Here is a 13,222-nt window from a genome sequence, read left to right on the forward strand (position 1 = left end):
ATCTGAGTATTACCCGTCCGGCCACGGAGGGAGAGAAAAAGGGTCCGTTATGAAAAAGATTGATGCAATTATCAAACCGTTCAAGCTCGACGATGTTCGCGAGGCGCTGGCTGAAGTGGGCATTACCGGGATGACCGTGACTGAAGTAAAAGGCTTTGGTCGCCAGAAAGGGCATACGGAGCTTTACCGCGGCGCGGAGTATATGGTCGACTTTCTGCCGAAGGTAAAAATTGAAATCGTAGTGGCTGACGACATTGTTGATACCTGCGTCGATACCATTATGCAGACGGCGCAAACGGGCAAAATCGGTGACGGCAAAATCTTTGTCTACGATGTGGCGCGCGTGGTGCGTATTCGTACCGGTGAAGAAGATGAAGAGGCGATCTGATCCCACTGGCTGCTAACGTCCGGGCGAGCTGATTGCTTTCGCGCCTGGACGCCAGTGGGTTTAAATCCGATCGCAGTTTTTGCCAGCGCCCGGTCGGGGCTGGCTTTTCATCAGGCTAATGCCAGCGCGACGGCCGCTTCAGCATGAATTTGCGTGGTGTCGAACAGCGGAACCGTCGCATCCTGTTGATCGATAAGCAGCGTAATTTCCGTACAGCCCATAATAATGGCTTCCGCTCCCTGCGCGACCAGCTCTTCCATCACCGCGCGATATTTCTCTCGGGAAGCGGCATTAATATGGCCCAGGCACAGCTCCTGATAAATAACCTGATGCACGGTTTCGCGTCCGGCTTCATCCGGGATCACTACTTCAATGCCATAGTCATTCTGCAGCCGCTGTTTATAAAATGCCTGTTCCATCGTAAAGCGGGTGCCTAACAGGCCGATTTTGCCCATCCCGGCCGTTTTAATCGCTTCCGCCGTGGCGTCGGCAATATGCAGCAGCGGAAGATCGCACGCCGAGGCGATCGCAGGTGCCACTTTATGCATGGTATTGGTACAGAGCACGATAAAATCAGCGCCCGCCGCCTGCAAAGCGCGGGCTGCCGCCGCAAGCTTTTCTCCTGCTTCCTGCCAGTTACCGGCCGCCTGCAGCTGCTCTATTTCATAAAAATCAACGCTATACATCACCAGCCTGGCAGAATGCAAACCGCCAAGCTGCGCGTTGATGCCTTCGTTGATAATTTTGTAATAGAGCGCCGTTGACTCCCAGCTCATCCCGCCCAACAAACCGATCGTTTTCATGCCTCACCTGCTTAAATACCCGGAATCAGCAATGAGCTTAAACCACTTTGTGCGGGCCAAACACCTCATAATGGATATGCTGATGGGGAACGCCGGCATCCAGCAGTTGACGTGCAACAAATTGCATGAAGCTTACCGGACCGCAAAGATAGTAGTGGCGACCTGTTTCAGCCAGCTCGGCGGCAACGGCAGACAGATCTATTTTGCCCTGCGCGCTAAAGCGTCCGGCATCTTCCTCACGCGGCTTGCTGTACCAGACATAGCTGTTGAAATGCGGAAGCTGCGCGCCGGTTTGCGCGACTTCATCAGCAAACGCATGGCGGGCACCGTTCTCTGCCGCATGAAGCCAGCTTACCGGTGCCTGGTGAGGCTGCCTGGCAAGGGCATGCAGCATCGCCAGCATCGGCGTTAAGCCGACGCCAGCTGAAATCAGGGCCACAGGCGTTGTCGCCTCGACCTGCAGGAAAAAGTCGCCAGCCGGCGCCGCCAGATTAACCACGTCGCCAACTTTTGCTTTCGCATGCAGCCAGCCGGAAACCGTACCCAGCGCTTCATGTTTGACGGCGATGCGATAGTCACGACCATTTGGCGCATGGGTCAGAGAGTATTGCCGGATTTCATGGTTAGCGAAGTCAGGATCCTGCACATGCACGCCCAGATACTGCCCTGGGTTAAAATCCGCCACCGGTTCGCCATCTACCGGCGTCAGGGTAAAGCTTTTAATGACTTCGCTCTGCTGCTGAATAGCGCTGATACGGAAAGGACGTGTGCCGCGCCAGCCGCCCGGTTTTTCCTCGTGCTCATGATAAATCTCTTCTTCGCGCTGGATAAACACATTGGCCAGCACGCCATAGGCTTTGGCCCAGGCGTCCAGCACTTCCGGGCCAGGGTTGAGCATTTCATCAATGGTGGCCAGCAGGTGTTTGCCCACAATCTGATACTGTTCCGGCTTAACGGAAAAACTGGTGTGTTTTTGCGCGATACGCTCTACGGCAGGCAGCAGAGCCGCCAGATTTTCAAGGTTAGCGCCATAAGCACAGATAGCGTCAAAAAGGGCCTGACGTTGATCGCCATTGCGCTGATTGCTCATATTAAACACATCTTTCAGTTCCGGGTTATGGGTAAACATCCGGTCATAAAAGTAAGCAGTTAGCGCGGGACCCGTTGCTGCCACAGCGGGCAGGGTGGATTTAACGGTGGTGATGGTTTGGGCATCAAGCATAATCACTCTCCAGTGAGATTTATAAGTTGCATTTTAAATGCATGTTAATTGCTTTTGTCGTTATTTGTAAATAATGCTGGAAAAATAAAGGATGCTAACGTTAGCAATAATGAAAAACAGACAAGCGGCGGCTGAATAACTGTCATGATAAAAGTGGGAAGGCGATCGGGCTGCAAACCTTGCCAGTGCTCAAGCCAATCGTTTGCGTAAAAAGCCGTTCACGAGGCTATGCTTCTACCTGCAAAACGGTTTACACTGTTGGCCTTCGCCCGTCAGGGCCATATAGTGCCGTTAAAAGTTAGCTGAGTCAGGAGATGCGGATGTTAAAGCGTGATATGAACATTGCCGATTACGATGCCGAGTTGTGGCAAGCAATGGAGCAAGAAAAGGTTCGTCAGGAAGAGCATATTGAACTGATTGCTTCAGAAAACTACACCAGCCCGCGCGTGATGCAGGCGCAAGGTTCACAGCTGACCAATAAATATGCCGAAGGCTATCCGGGCAAACGCTACTACGGCGGTTGTGAATATGTAGATATCGTTGAGCAACTGGCCATCGATCGCGCCAAGGCGCTGTTCGGCGCAGATTATGCCAACGTCCAGCCGCATTCTGGTTCACAGGCAAACTTTGCAGTCTATACCGCGCTGCTGCAGCCGGGCGATACCATTTTAGGTATGAACCTTGCTCACGGCGGTCACCTGACGCACGGCTCTCCGGTAAACCTCTCTGGCAAACTGTATAACGTTGTACCTTACGGTATCGACGAAACGGGCAAAATCAATTATGACGAGCTGGCTTCGCTGGCACAGCAGCATAAGCCGAAGATGATCATTGGCGGCTTCTCCGCCTACTCTGGCGTATGCGACTGGGCAAAAATGCGTGAAATCGCCGACAGCGTTGGCGCTTACCTGTTTGTTGATATGGCACACGTTGCGGGTCTGATTGCCGCAGACGTTTATCCGAACCCGGTTCCGCATGCGCATATCGTTACCACCACCACCCATAAAACGCTGGCGGGTCCGCGCGGCGGCCTGATTCTGGCGAAGGGCGGCGACGAAGATCTGTATAAAAAGCTTAACTCTGCCGTTTTCCCGGGCGGACAGGGCGGCCCGCTGATGCACGTTATCGCGGGTAAAGCGGTGGCGCTGAAAGAAGCGATGGAGCCGGAGTTCCGGGTTTATCAGCAGCAGGTGGCGAAGAACGCCAAGGCGATGGTCGAAGTCTTCCTGGAACGTGGCTACAACGTGGTTTCCGGCGGCACCTATAACCATCTGTTCCTGCTGGATCTGGTGGATAAAAACCTTACCGGTAAAGAAGCAGATGCCGCGCTGGGCCGTGCGAACATCACCGTGAACAAAAACAGCGTGCCGAACGATCCCAAAAGCCCGTTTGTCACCTCTGGTATCCGTATCGGTACGCCGGCGGTCACCCGTCGCGGCTTTAAAGAAGCTGAAGTTCGCGAGCTGGCTGGCTGGATTGTGGATGTGCTCGATAACATCAACGATGAAGCGACCATCGAGCGCGTGAAGCAGAAAGTGCTGGAAGTTTGCGCTCGCTTCCCGGTGTATGCCTGATAGTTTTCCTCTCGCTTTAGCTAAAAGCCCCGTCCTGTTGGCCGGGGCTTTTTTATCACCGCAGAAACCCTTAATTGCTTATCCTTCCACGATTTGCCAAAGTAAACGCCTTATTGTCGGGGGATATATGACGGTCCGTTCAACATACTGGTTAGCACTCGGTTACTTCACCTACTTTTTTTGTTATGGCATCTATCTGCCTTTTTGGGCCGTATGGTTAAAAGGCAGCGGGCTGGATGCGGAAAAAATCGGTCTGCTGCTGGGGGCCGGAATGATTGCCCGCTTTGTTGGTAGCCTGCTTATCGCCTCACGAGTGCGCGATCCCTCACAGCTGGTGCTGGCGCTGCGTCTGCTGGCGCTGTTAACGCTATTGTGCGCCGCCGGGTTCTGGCTGGGACAGCAGTGGCTGTGGCTGCTGCTGGTAATGATCGGCTTCAATCTGTTTTTCTCGCCGCTGGTGCCGCTCAGCGATGCGCTGGCCGCTACCTGGACGCGCCAAATCGCGCTGCCTTACGGGCCGGTAAGACTGTGGGGATCGCTGGCGTTTGTCATCAGCTCGGCGCTGACCGGCGTACTGATTACCGCCTGGAACAGCCAGGCGATCCTGGCGCTGTTAAGCGTGGGCATTGTGATGATGCTGGGCGGGATGCTACTGCGACCGGCAATAATGCCAGTGGGAGAAACTCGCGCCGCACAGAGCGCCGGGTGGACCGAATGGATATCGTTGCTGCAGGAAAACAGCGTATGGCGTTTTCTGCTCTGCGTGACGCTGATGCAGGGCGCGCACGCCGCCTATTACGGCTTTAGCGCTATCTGGTGGCAGGAGGCGGGCTATTCCGCCAGCGTGGTTGGCTATTTGTGGTCGCTGGGCGTGGTAGCGGAAATTATCATTTTTGCGCTGAGCAATCGTCTGTTCCGCCGCTGGAGCGCGCGCGATCTGCTGCTGCTCTCCGGCATCTGCGCTCTGGTGCGCTGGAGCCTGATGGCCACGACCACCCAGCTGCCGTGGTTGATTGTCGCCCAGATCCTGCACTGCGGCAGTTTTACCGTTTGCCATCTGGCGGCAATGCGTTTTATCGCGGCGCGTCAGGGCGGGGAAGTGATCCGTCTGCAGTCGGTTTATTCGGCGCTGGCGATGGGCGGCGGCATTGCGGTGATGACCATGGTGTGCGGCGTGCTGTTCCGCCACCTGCACGGCAATATCTTTTGGTTAATGGCATTGCTGGTGCTGCCGGCGCTGTTTCTGCGTCCGCGTGTACAGGCCTCAGGACTCCAGCAATAGACGGATCCGCTGCTGCTGGTGAGCGGTTAACGGCAGCTCAGCATGAATGAAGGGCGGCGAATAGAGCGGTAGCGGGGCGGCATAAGGCGAGACCACCAGTGTCACGCCTTTCGGCGCTCCGTAACGCTGAAAGTCGCACGTTGATAAATATTTAATATTCAACGGCAACAGCGTCAGTTCCCGCAGCTGTTGCTCTAACTCCTTTTCCAGCGCAGCCTCATCACCCGTTAACAGCAGCACCTGCTTCTCCTGCAAAGCGTTCTCCTGCATCAGCCAGGAACCGAAAATAACGGCGATCAGCCCCATCTCTTCTGCGGAAAAGCGGATGCCATAATGATTTTCAAAGGTTTCAACAGCGCTTTGTGTGGTACGCAGCAGGCGTGGATAGAGGCGAATAACCTCCTCAGAGAGGCTGTTATCAATACCGATCAAAAAATGGCAGCGGTCCAGCGCCTGTGCCAGATGCGTGTAGAGCTGGCTGCACAGCCCCTGTTCATTGCTGAAGCGCATACCGGAAAGAGACTGAAAGCGCGCCATCAGTCGTTGGGTTTGCTCCATGAGTTCCAGTTCGCCCTGATGCGATAACCGCCCGGGAGAGGGCGCGTGGATCATACTGAACAGCAATGTATAGAAGTCGATTTCGCTGGCGTCAGGCGCAAAGCGACAGCGCCGCTGCCAGTGCTGAATCACCTCCTGAGCCGCCAGCCGCTCGGCTTTATTTTCCAGCCAAAGCTGTTGACGGGCTGAAAAATTAGCCTGACGCGTATGGCACAGCGAATATTGCATAAACAGCTGAAGAAACAGCCGATCGCGTGGGCTAAAGTTACGCTGCAGGCGACCTGCACAGTGTTCAATCAGGGCCTGCAGGTTGCGCTCGTTATACAAAAGTTTTTCAATCTGACGCGCCTGCAGATGCTGACGCAGTGCGGGAGTAAAATGACCTTCGATAAACACCGGAGAAACGCGCAGCGCCCGACGCAGCCAGTGCAGCAGGCAGAGGCGTCTGTCCAGCTCGTCGCCCTGCAGCAAAAATGTGCCGTCCTGCTGCTGTAAGATGGCGAGGCGGTGATAACGCTGGATCTCTTCATCAACCTCCGCTATATCTTGCCGGGCAAGCGAGGGGTCTACGCAATTGAGTTGGCACAGGCTATCCAGGGTCAGCAAGGGCTCGGGCAAATAAAGCATCAGCAGGAGATGACAACGACGCTGGGAACTGGAGAAGAGTGGTGCTGTAGTTGTAGCAGAACTCATCATGAATTTTCCGGTCAGTCATACCAAAAATAAGCATAGACAACCGGCGTGACAACAGATGCGCGCCGACATATTTTTATCCAGACGTTAACCTGGCTCACAGAATTGCCGTACAGGAAGATGAATGACAGCGACCACTCTGACTAAACGCGCCGGTATTGGCTGCCTGGCGCTACTCCTTTCGCCTTTAGCCTGGTCTCATCCGCACAGTTTTATTGCCATGCAAACCACGCCGGTGGTCAGTAATGATGCGCTGACCGGTTTAAAGATGGTCTGGACAATGGATGAGATCACCTCTGCGGATCTGCTGTATGATGCCGGCGACGCCGGGCCCGGTTCACCGGTATGGAAAAAACTGGCGGCGGAAGTAATGGCTAACGTACTGGCGCAGCACTATTTCACTGAGTTCTGGCATCGGGGCAAAGCGGTAAAGTTTGATAATCTGCCGCCGTCTTACTCGCTGGCACGCAACGGGGCGCAGGCGGTGCTGACATTTGTTTTGCCGCTGGCGCAGGCGCAGCCGTTGAAAGGCCAGACCTATACTTTTAGCTCTTTTGACCCCACCTATTTTGTTGATATGACCTGGAAGAATGCCCAGGCGTTAAGCCTGCCGGAACCGCTGGCGTCCCGCTGCAAAATGACGCTGCAAACGCCACAGCCGGACGCTGCGTTGAAAAATTTCGCCCTGTCGCTGGATAAAGCCGATGCGCCGCCGGAAAGCATGGACCTGGGGCGTCAGTTCGCTCAAACGGTAACGCTCACATGTCTTTGATTCTGCAACGCAATAACGCGCGCTGGCGCAGCCTGTGGCCGCTGTGGGGCGTACTGATGCTGGCGCTGCTGTGCGCGCTGGCCGCCTGGTGGTATTGGCCGCAGCTGCTGTGGCAAAGCGTTATCTGGCAAAAGGGGCTGCATCAGCAGATGATTGCTCTGTTGCAGCGAACAGCAGCGCATCCGCATCAGGCTGGGCTGGCCCTGCTGGGCTTTAGCCTGCTGTATGGCATTCTCCGTGCACTGGGTCCGGGACACGGTAAAGTGGTGATCGCCACCTTTCTCGCCACGCATCCTGTGCGCCTGAAAACCAGCCTGCGCCTGACGCTGGCCGCTGCGCTAGTACAGGGTTTCGTGGCGGTAGCGCTGGTGACGCTGGTGTTGGCTATTCTGCAGGCCTCTTCCCGCCAGCTTCATCTCAGCAGCTACTGGCTGGAGAAGGGCAGCTATCTGCTGGTGGTCGGGCTTGGCGTCTGGCTGTGCTGGCGCGCACTGCGTCAGCTGCGGCGTAACGGCGCGCTGCGCATTCAGCAACTCCGTCCGCTTGATCATCAGCACGATGCGCACTGCGGCTGCGGTCACCAGCATCTGCCTGATGATCAGCAGCTGGCCCAGGCAACCAGCTGGAAAACGTCACTGTTGGTGGTGCTGTCGATGGGGCTGCGCCCCTGTTCCGGTGCGATTATGATGCTGCTGTTTGCCCGGGTGATCGGCGTCTATGCCTGGGGCGTGTTTAGCGCGCTGGCGATGGCGCTGGGCACAGCGCTGACGGTCTCAATGATGGCGCTTTTGGTACACAGCTCGCGTGCGCTGGCGATCCGGCTGAACCGGCGCGCTGCGCCTGCGCCCTGGCAGCGCGTGGCGTTACAGAGCCTGGCGCTGGCAGGCGGTTTGCTGTTGATTACTGGCGGCATCGTACTGTGGCTCAGCGCGCAACCGGCGATTTCAGGCGGTCTGCGCGCACTGCGCTGAAAAAAGATAAAAAAAATGCCGCACCTTCCAGAGAAGCGTGCGGCATTTTTCGCCAGCGTGATATTAACGCTTCAGCGCATCGCTCAGCTCATCGCGCATGGAAGCCAGCATCGCTTTCACTACGCGTGGATTACCGGCAACGATATTACCAGAGGTCATAAAGCCATGATTGCCGGTAAAGTCAGTTACCAGCGCGCCCGCTTCACGAGCAATCAGTTCGCCACCGGCGAAATCCCACGGCTTCAGGCCAATTTCAAAATAACCGTCAACGCGGCCGGCAGCAACATAGCAGAGATCCAGCGCCGCTGAGCCGGTACGACGGAAGTCCGCGCACTGGGTAAACAGCTTGCCAACCAGTTTCATATAGGTTGCAGCATGCTGCTTCTGTTTGAACGGGAAGCCGGTTGCCAGAATGGTGCCGTCCAGATCGCGTGCATTACTGCCACGCAGACGATAGCCGTTCAGCTGAGCGCCCTGGCCACGTACGGCAGAGAAGAGTTCGTTACGCATCGGATCGTAAACCACAGCCACTTCGGTGCGGCCTTTGATGCGCACAGCGATAGAGACCGCAAAATGCGGTAAGCGTTTAATAAAGTTGGTGGTGCCATCCAGCGGATCGATAATCCATTGTACATCCTGATCTTCTGCCGTCAGTTCACCACTCTCTTCACCGATAATAGTGTGCTGCGGATAAGATTTGCGAATCACCTCAATAATCAGGCGCTCGGCGTCGCGGTCAACATTGGTCACGAAATCGTTGCTGCCTTTCTGGCTAGCTTCAACGGCGTCCGGAGTTTCGTAATTTTTGGCGATTAAATTGCCGGCCTTGCGCGCAGCGCGCACGGCGATGTTGAGCATCGGATGCATCAGTATCTCTCACTGGATGTTAAAGAACGAGGAAAACGGCGCGGAGTATAGCAGGGAGATCGGAAAATGTCCTGCATTTATGTTAGCATCAACAAATTATCTCACCGACCTCCTTGAGTTATATGCTGCAAAATATTCGTATTGTGCTGGTGGAAACCTCTCACACTGGCAATATGGGTTCCGTCGCTCGCGCGATGAAAACCATGGGGCTGACTAACCTTTATCTGGTTAATCCGCTGGTTAAGCCTGATTCGCAGGCCATCTCGCTCGCCGCAGGGGCCAGCGATGTGATTGGCGATGCGGTAATTGTCGAGTCGCTGGATGAAGCGATTGCCGGCTGTAGTCTGGTGGTCGGCACCAGCGCCCGTTCGCGTACGCTGCCCTGGCCGATGCTGGATGCGCGCGAATGCGGCGTCAAATGTGTAGAAGAGGGCGCGCAGGCGCCGGTTGCCATCGTATTTGGCCGTGAACGCGTCGGCCTGACCAATGATGAACTGCAAAAATGTCACTATCACGTAGCGATCCCGGCTAACCCTGACTACAGCTCACTGAATCTGGCGATGGCCGTGCAGATCCTGGCGTATGAAGTGCGCATGGCTTTTCTGCAAAGCGATCGTGTAGAGCAGCCGCAGTATGAAGAGAGCCCCTATCCGCTTGTCGACGATCTGGAGCGCTTTTATCAGCATATGGAGCAGATGATGGTTACCAGCGGCTTTATTCGCCCGTCGAATCCGGGGCAGGTAATGAGCAAGCTGCGCCGCCTTTATACGCGTGCCCGCCCGGAGCGTGACGAGCTAAATATTCTGCGCGGCATGCTTGCCTCTTTTGAAAAAAAGCGCGGCGAAAATTAAGCATTGCCAGAGTACAAAAGCAGCGGCTAATACTTGAGTGTTTTACCAGGTTAAATAGTTGACCAAAACACTCGGGAATGTCAGACTTGCGACCATCATATATCACTCCGAAACAGGGTATAACTGAGGGTCGCCAAGCTATGAGACTGACATCAAAAGGCCGTTACGCCGTTACTGCGATGCTTGACGTTGCACTGCACTCACATGAAGGGCCGGTGCCGCTGGCCGATATTTCAGAGCGACAGGGGATCTCTCTCTCTTACCTTGAGCAGCTCTTTTCGCGCCTGCGTAAAAATGGCCTGGTGGCCAGCGTACGCGGACCGGGCGGTGGATATCTGCTGGGCAAAAGCGCAGCTGAAATCGCCGTTGGCGCAGTGATCACCGCTGTCGATGAGTCGGTTGACGCGACGCGCTGTCAGGGGAAAGAGGGCTGCCAGGGCGGCGAGCGCTGCCTGACCCACGTCCTGTGGCACGATTTAAGCGAGCGTATCAGCGATTTTCTCAACAACATTACGCTGGCTGAGCTGGTGAATAATAAAGAGATCCTGGATGTAGCCGATCGTCAGAATAACGAAACGCGCCGTATGGCGAATGGCCGCACGCAGGAGACCATTAATATAAATCTGCGGGCCTGATAATTTTTGATTTGAAGCGATGTACGGAGCTTAAGAGCAATGAAATTACCGATTTACCTGGATTATTCCGCTACCACGCCAGCCGATCCGCGTGTGGCGGAAAAGATGATGCAGTATCTGACTCTGGACGGCACCTTCGGTAACCCGGCCTCCCGTTCCCACCGTTTTGGCTGGCAGTCGGAAGAGGCGGTTGATATTGCGCGCAACCAGGTCGCCGAGCTGGTAGGGGCTGACCCGCGTGAAATCGTGTTTACCTCTGGCGCGACCGAGTCTGACAACCTGGCTATCAAAGGCGCTGCCCAGTTTTATCAGAAAAAAGGCAAGCACATCATTACCAGCAAAACCGAACATAAAGCGGTGCTGGATACCTGTCGCCAGTTAGAGCGCGAAGGCTTTGAAGTAACTTATCTCGCGCCGCAGAGCAACGGCATTATCGATCTGCAGGAACTGGAAGCGGCGATGCGTGACGATACCGTTCTGGTTTCCATCATGCATGTTAATAACGAAATCGGCGTGGTGCAGGATATCGCGACCATCGGTGAAATGTGCCGCGCGCGCGGGATCATTTACCACGTTGATGCCACGCAAAGCGTTGGCAAACTGCCAATCGACCTCAGCCAGCTGAAAGTGGATCTGATGTCGTTCTCCGCGCATAAAATCTACGGTCCGAAAGGCATCGGCGCGCTTTACGTACGTCGCAAGCCGCGTATTCGTCTGGAAGCGCAGATCCACGGCGGCGGTCACGAACGCGGTATGCGTTCCGGTACTCTGCCGGTGCATCAGATTGTCGGCATGGGCGAAGCTTACCGTATCGCGAAAGAAGAGATGGAAAGCGAAATGGCGCGCCTGCGCACGCTGCGTAACCGTCTGTGGGATGGCCTGAAGGATATCGAAGAAGTCTATCTTAACGGCGATCTGGAGCAGGGCGCACCGAACATTCTGAACGTCAGCTTCAACTATGTAGAAGGTGAGTCGCTGATCATGGCGCTGAAAGATCTGGCGGTTTCCTCTGGCTCCGCCTGTACTTCCGCCAGCCTGGAACCTTCTTACGTGCTGCGCGCGCTCGGTATGAGCGACGAGCTGGCACACAGTTCAATCCGTTTCTCCCTTGGCCGCTTCACGACTGAAGAAGAGATTGATTACACCATTGCGCTGGTGCGCAAATCCATTGGCCGACTGCGCGAGCTTTCTCCACTGTGGGAAATGTTTAAAGCGGGCGTGGATTTGAACAGCATCGAATGGGCGCATCATTAATTTCAGGTTTCAGGAGAACAGATCATGGCTTACAGCGAAAAAGTAATCGATCACTACGAAAATCCACGCAACGTGGGATCTTTTGACAACAGCGATCCCACTATCGGCAGCGGCATGGTCGGCGCACCGGCGTGCGGCGACGTCATGAAGCTGCAAATCAAGGTAAGCGACAGTGGCATTATTGAAGATGCACGTTTCAAAACCTACGGCTGCGGTTCCGCTATCGCTTCCAGCTCGCTGATTACCGAATGGGTAAAAGGCAAGTCGCTTGATGAAGCCGCTGCGATTAAAAATACTCAGATCGCCGAAGAGCTGGAACTGCCACCGGTGAAAATTCACTGCTCAATCCTGGCTGAAGACGCCATCAAGGCCGCCATCGCGGATTACAAGAGCAAGAAAGACGCACAGTAAGGGGAAATTATGTCTATTACCCTGAGCGACAGCGCGGCTTCCCGCGTAAGCAACTTTTTGCATAACCGTGGTAAAGGCTTTGGCTTACGTCTTGGCGTACGTACCTCTGGCTGTTCCGGCATGGCCTACGTGCTGGAGTTTGTCGATGCGCCCCAGCCCGAAGATACCGTTTTCGAAGATAAAGGCGTTAACGTGGTTATCGATGCGAAAAGCCTGGTTTATCTCGACGGGACCGAGCTTGATTTCGTGAAGGAAGGCCTGAACGAAGGGTTCAGGTTCAATAACCCGAACATGAAAGATGAATGCGGCTGCGGAGAAAGCTTCAACGTTTAGCGTTGGCGCAGCAGCAGGATAAATCGCTCCGGGAACGGGGCGATTCTTTTTATGCATCCCTCTGTTATCAACTGAGTCTGCTATGGATTACTTCACTCTTTTTGGCCTGCCGCCCTCTTTTGAGATTGACGCGGCAGAGCTCACCGCTCGTTTTCAGGCGCTGCAACGTCAGTTCCACCCCGATCGCTTCGCATCACAGCCGGAGCGTGAACGCCTTCAGGCCTTACAGCAGGCCGCCACCATCAATCAAGGCTATCAGGCTCTGCGCCAGCCGCTGCCGCGCGCGGAATATCTGCTGTCGCTGCACGGTTTCGATATCAATAATGAACAGCATACGATGCGCGATACTGCCTTTCTGATGGAGCAGCTGGCGTTGCGGGAAGAGCTGGACGCGATAGAACAGGCGCCCGACGCCGAAGCGAAACTGCAAGCCTTTATGCAGCGGCTGGCAGCAATGATGCAGCAGCGCAGTCAGCAAATGCAGCAGGAACTGGCCGCTGCCCAGTGGGATGCGGCGGCAGATACGGTGCGCAAGCTGCGTTTTCTCGCTAAACTGCGCAGCCAGACAGAACAGCTGGAAGAGAAGCTGCTCGATTTCTAACCGGGAA

15 protein-coding genes are annotated in these 13,222 nt (G+C 55.2%); 11 read left to right on the plus strand and 4 right to left on the minus strand.

Annotated elements, in window-relative coordinates; translation table 11 throughout:
• The first annotated feature begins 49 nt into the window (after positions 1 to 49).
• Positions 50 to 388 carry a nitrogen regulatory protein P-II gene (gene glnB, locus B1H58_RS12320; protein ID WP_038624670.1) on the plus strand — a complete coding sequence of 113 codons (339 nt, stop codon included), beginning with the start codon at positions 50 to 52 and terminating at the stop codon, positions 386 to 388.
• A 110-nt stretch (positions 389 to 498) separates the two neighbouring features.
• Here the strand turns inward: glnB and B1H58_RS12325 are convergent, their stop codons facing one another.
• Both B1H58_RS12325 and hmpA read right to left on the minus strand, forming a co-directional pair.
• Entirely contained in the window at positions 499 to 1,191 is a 693-nt protein-coding gene (locus B1H58_RS12325; protein WP_085070682.1) for an aspartate/glutamate racemase family protein, read from the minus strand.
• Positions 1,192 to 1,228: 37 nt separating this feature from the next.
• On the minus strand, positions 1,229 to 2,413 hold the full coding sequence (gene hmpA / locus B1H58_RS12330) for an NO-inducible flavohemoprotein (protein WP_085070684.1): 1,185 nt from the start codon (positions 2,411 to 2,413) through the stop codon (positions 1,229 to 1,231).
• A 320-nt stretch (positions 2,414 to 2,733) separates the two neighbouring features.
• Here hmpA and glyA point away from each other — a divergent pair, with 320 nt between their 5' ends.
• Positions 2,734 to 3,987: a serine hydroxymethyltransferase gene (gene glyA / locus B1H58_RS12335; protein WP_085070685.1), complete on the plus strand. Its 1,254-nt coding sequence runs from the start codon at positions 2,734 to 2,736 to the stop codon at positions 3,985 to 3,987.
• A gap of 127 nt (positions 3,988 to 4,114) precedes the next feature.
• Positions 4,115 to 5,269 carry a 3-phenylpropionate MFS transporter gene (locus B1H58_RS12340; RefSeq protein WP_085070686.1) on the plus strand — a complete coding sequence of 385 codons (1,155 nt, stop codon included), beginning with the start codon at positions 4,115 to 4,117 and terminating at the stop codon, positions 5,267 to 5,269.
• Here B1H58_RS12340 and csiE read toward each other — a convergent pair.
• Positions 5,252 to 6,520, minus strand: coding sequence for a stationary phase inducible protein CsiE (gene csiE / locus B1H58_RS12345; RefSeq protein ID WP_085072302.1), 1,269 nt, complete (start codon positions 6,518 to 6,520; stop codon positions 5,252 to 5,254). The genes B1H58_RS12340 and csiE overlap by 18 nt on opposite strands.
• 124 nt (positions 6,521 to 6,644) lie before the next feature.
• Here csiE and B1H58_RS12350 point away from each other — a divergent pair, with 124 nt between their 5' ends.
• The gene (locus B1H58_RS12350; protein WP_085070687.1) at positions 6,645 to 7,292 is read left to right on the plus strand and encodes a DUF1007 family protein; all 648 of its coding nucleotides are present in this window, start codon (positions 6,645 to 6,647) and stop codon (positions 7,290 to 7,292) included.
• Positions 7,283 to 8,263, plus strand: a complete 981-nt coding sequence (locus tag B1H58_RS12355; RefSeq protein ID WP_085070689.1) for a nickel/cobalt transporter — start codon at positions 7,283 to 7,285, stop codon at positions 8,261 to 8,263. The genes B1H58_RS12350 and B1H58_RS12355 overlap by 10 nt, the downstream gene beginning before the upstream one ends.
• Positions 8,264 to 8,326: 63 nt before the next feature.
• Here B1H58_RS12355 and suhB read toward each other — a convergent pair whose 3' ends face one another.
• The gene (gene suhB / locus B1H58_RS12360) at positions 8,327 to 9,130 is read right to left on the minus strand and encodes an inositol-1-monophosphatase (RefSeq protein ID WP_085070691.1); all 804 of its coding nucleotides are present in this window, start codon (positions 9,128 to 9,130) and stop codon (positions 8,327 to 8,329) included.
• A 122-nt stretch (positions 9,131 to 9,252) separates the two neighbouring features.
• Here suhB and trmJ point away from each other — a divergent pair, with 122 nt between their 5' ends.
• The 6 genes from trmJ (at position 9,253) to hscB (ending at position 13,215) form a co-directional block, all read left to right on the plus strand.
• Positions 9,253 to 9,981 (plus strand): tRNA (cytosine(32)/uridine(32)-2'-O)-methyltransferase TrmJ, encoded by a 729-nt coding sequence (trmJ, locus tag B1H58_RS12365; RefSeq protein WP_085070692.1) that lies wholly within the window; start codon positions 9,253 to 9,255, stop codon positions 9,979 to 9,981.
• Between the two features lie 140 nt (positions 9,982 to 10,121).
• Positions 10,122 to 10,616: a Fe-S cluster assembly transcriptional regulator IscR gene (gene iscR / locus B1H58_RS12370; protein ID WP_085070694.1), complete on the plus strand. Its 495-nt coding sequence runs from the start codon at positions 10,122 to 10,124 to the stop codon at positions 10,614 to 10,616.
• A 39-nt stretch (positions 10,617 to 10,655) separates the two neighbouring features.
• Complete coding sequence (locus B1H58_RS12375) at positions 10,656 to 11,870, plus strand: IscS subfamily cysteine desulfurase (RefSeq protein WP_085070696.1); 1,215 nt, start codon at positions 10,656 to 10,658, stop codon at positions 11,868 to 11,870.
• A 24-nt stretch (positions 11,871 to 11,894) separates the two neighbouring features.
• Positions 11,895 to 12,281 (plus strand): Fe-S cluster assembly scaffold IscU, encoded by a 387-nt coding sequence (iscU, locus tag B1H58_RS12380; protein ID WP_085070698.1) that lies wholly within the window; start codon positions 11,895 to 11,897, stop codon positions 12,279 to 12,281.
• Positions 12,282 to 12,290: 9 nt separating this feature from the next.
• Complete coding sequence (gene iscA, locus B1H58_RS12385) at positions 12,291 to 12,614, plus strand: iron-sulfur cluster assembly protein IscA (protein WP_085070700.1); 324 nt, start codon at positions 12,291 to 12,293, stop codon at positions 12,612 to 12,614.
• Positions 12,615 to 12,696: 82 nt separating this feature from the next.
• On the plus strand, positions 12,697 to 13,215 hold the full coding sequence (gene hscB / locus B1H58_RS12390; protein WP_085070702.1) for a co-chaperone HscB: 519 nt from the start codon (positions 12,697 to 12,699) through the stop codon (positions 13,213 to 13,215).
• Positions 13,216 to 13,222: the final 7 nt, after the last annotated feature.

This window comes from Pantoea alhagi (assembly GCF_002101395.1).
Lineage (GTDB): Bacteria > Pseudomonadota > Gammaproteobacteria > Enterobacterales > Enterobacteriaceae > Mixta > Mixta alhagi.

What these genes read in the sequence shown, in the direction of transcription:
- iscU (WP_085070698.1), top strand. Translation starts at nt 11,895, where the DNA reads ATGGCTTACAGCGAAAAAGTAATCGATCACTACGAAAATCCACGCAAC.
- iscA (WP_085070700.1), top strand. Translation starts at nt 12,291, where the DNA reads ATGTCTATTACCCTGAGCGACAGCGCGGCTTCCCGCGTAAGCAACTTT.
- B1H58_RS12350 (WP_085070687.1), top strand. Translation starts at nt 6,645, where the DNA reads ATGACAGCGACCACTCTGACTAAACGCGCCGGTATTGGCTGCCTGGCG.
- glnB (WP_038624670.1), top strand. Translation starts at nt 50, where the DNA reads ATGAAAAAGATTGATGCAATTATCAAACCGTTCAAGCTCGACGATGTT.
- B1H58_RS12375 (WP_085070696.1), top strand. Translation starts at nt 10,656, where the DNA reads ATGAAATTACCGATTTACCTGGATTATTCCGCTACCACGCCAGCCGAT.
- hscB (WP_085070702.1), top strand. Translation starts at nt 12,697, where the DNA reads ATGGATTACTTCACTCTTTTTGGCCTGCCGCCCTCTTTTGAGATTGAC.
- csiE (WP_085072302.1), bottom strand. Translation starts at nt 6,520, where the DNA reads ATGAGTTCTGCTACAACTACAGCACCACTCTTCTCCAGTTCCCAGCGT.
- B1H58_RS12355 (WP_085070689.1), top strand. Translation starts at nt 7,283, where the DNA reads ATGTCTTTGATTCTGCAACGCAATAACGCGCGCTGGCGCAGCCTGTGG.
- B1H58_RS12340 (WP_085070686.1), top strand. Translation starts at nt 4,115, where the DNA reads ATGACGGTCCGTTCAACATACTGGTTAGCACTCGGTTACTTCACCTAC.
- trmJ (WP_085070692.1), top strand. Translation starts at nt 9,253, where the DNA reads ATGCTGCAAAATATTCGTATTGTGCTGGTGGAAACCTCTCACACTGGC.
- iscR (WP_085070694.1), top strand. Translation starts at nt 10,122, where the DNA reads ATGAGACTGACATCAAAAGGCCGTTACGCCGTTACTGCGATGCTTGAC.
- hmpA (WP_085070684.1), bottom strand. Translation starts at nt 2,413, where the DNA reads ATGCTTGATGCCCAAACCATCACCACCGTTAAATCCACCCTGCCCGCT.
- B1H58_RS12325 (WP_085070682.1), bottom strand. Translation starts at nt 1,191, where the DNA reads ATGAAAACGATCGGTTTGTTGGGCGGGATGAGCTGGGAGTCAACGGCG.
- suhB (WP_085070691.1), bottom strand. Translation starts at nt 9,130, where the DNA reads ATGCATCCGATGCTCAACATCGCCGTGCGCGCTGCGCGCAAGGCCGGC.
- glyA (WP_085070685.1), top strand. Translation starts at nt 2,734, where the DNA reads ATGTTAAAGCGTGATATGAACATTGCCGATTACGATGCCGAGTTGTGG.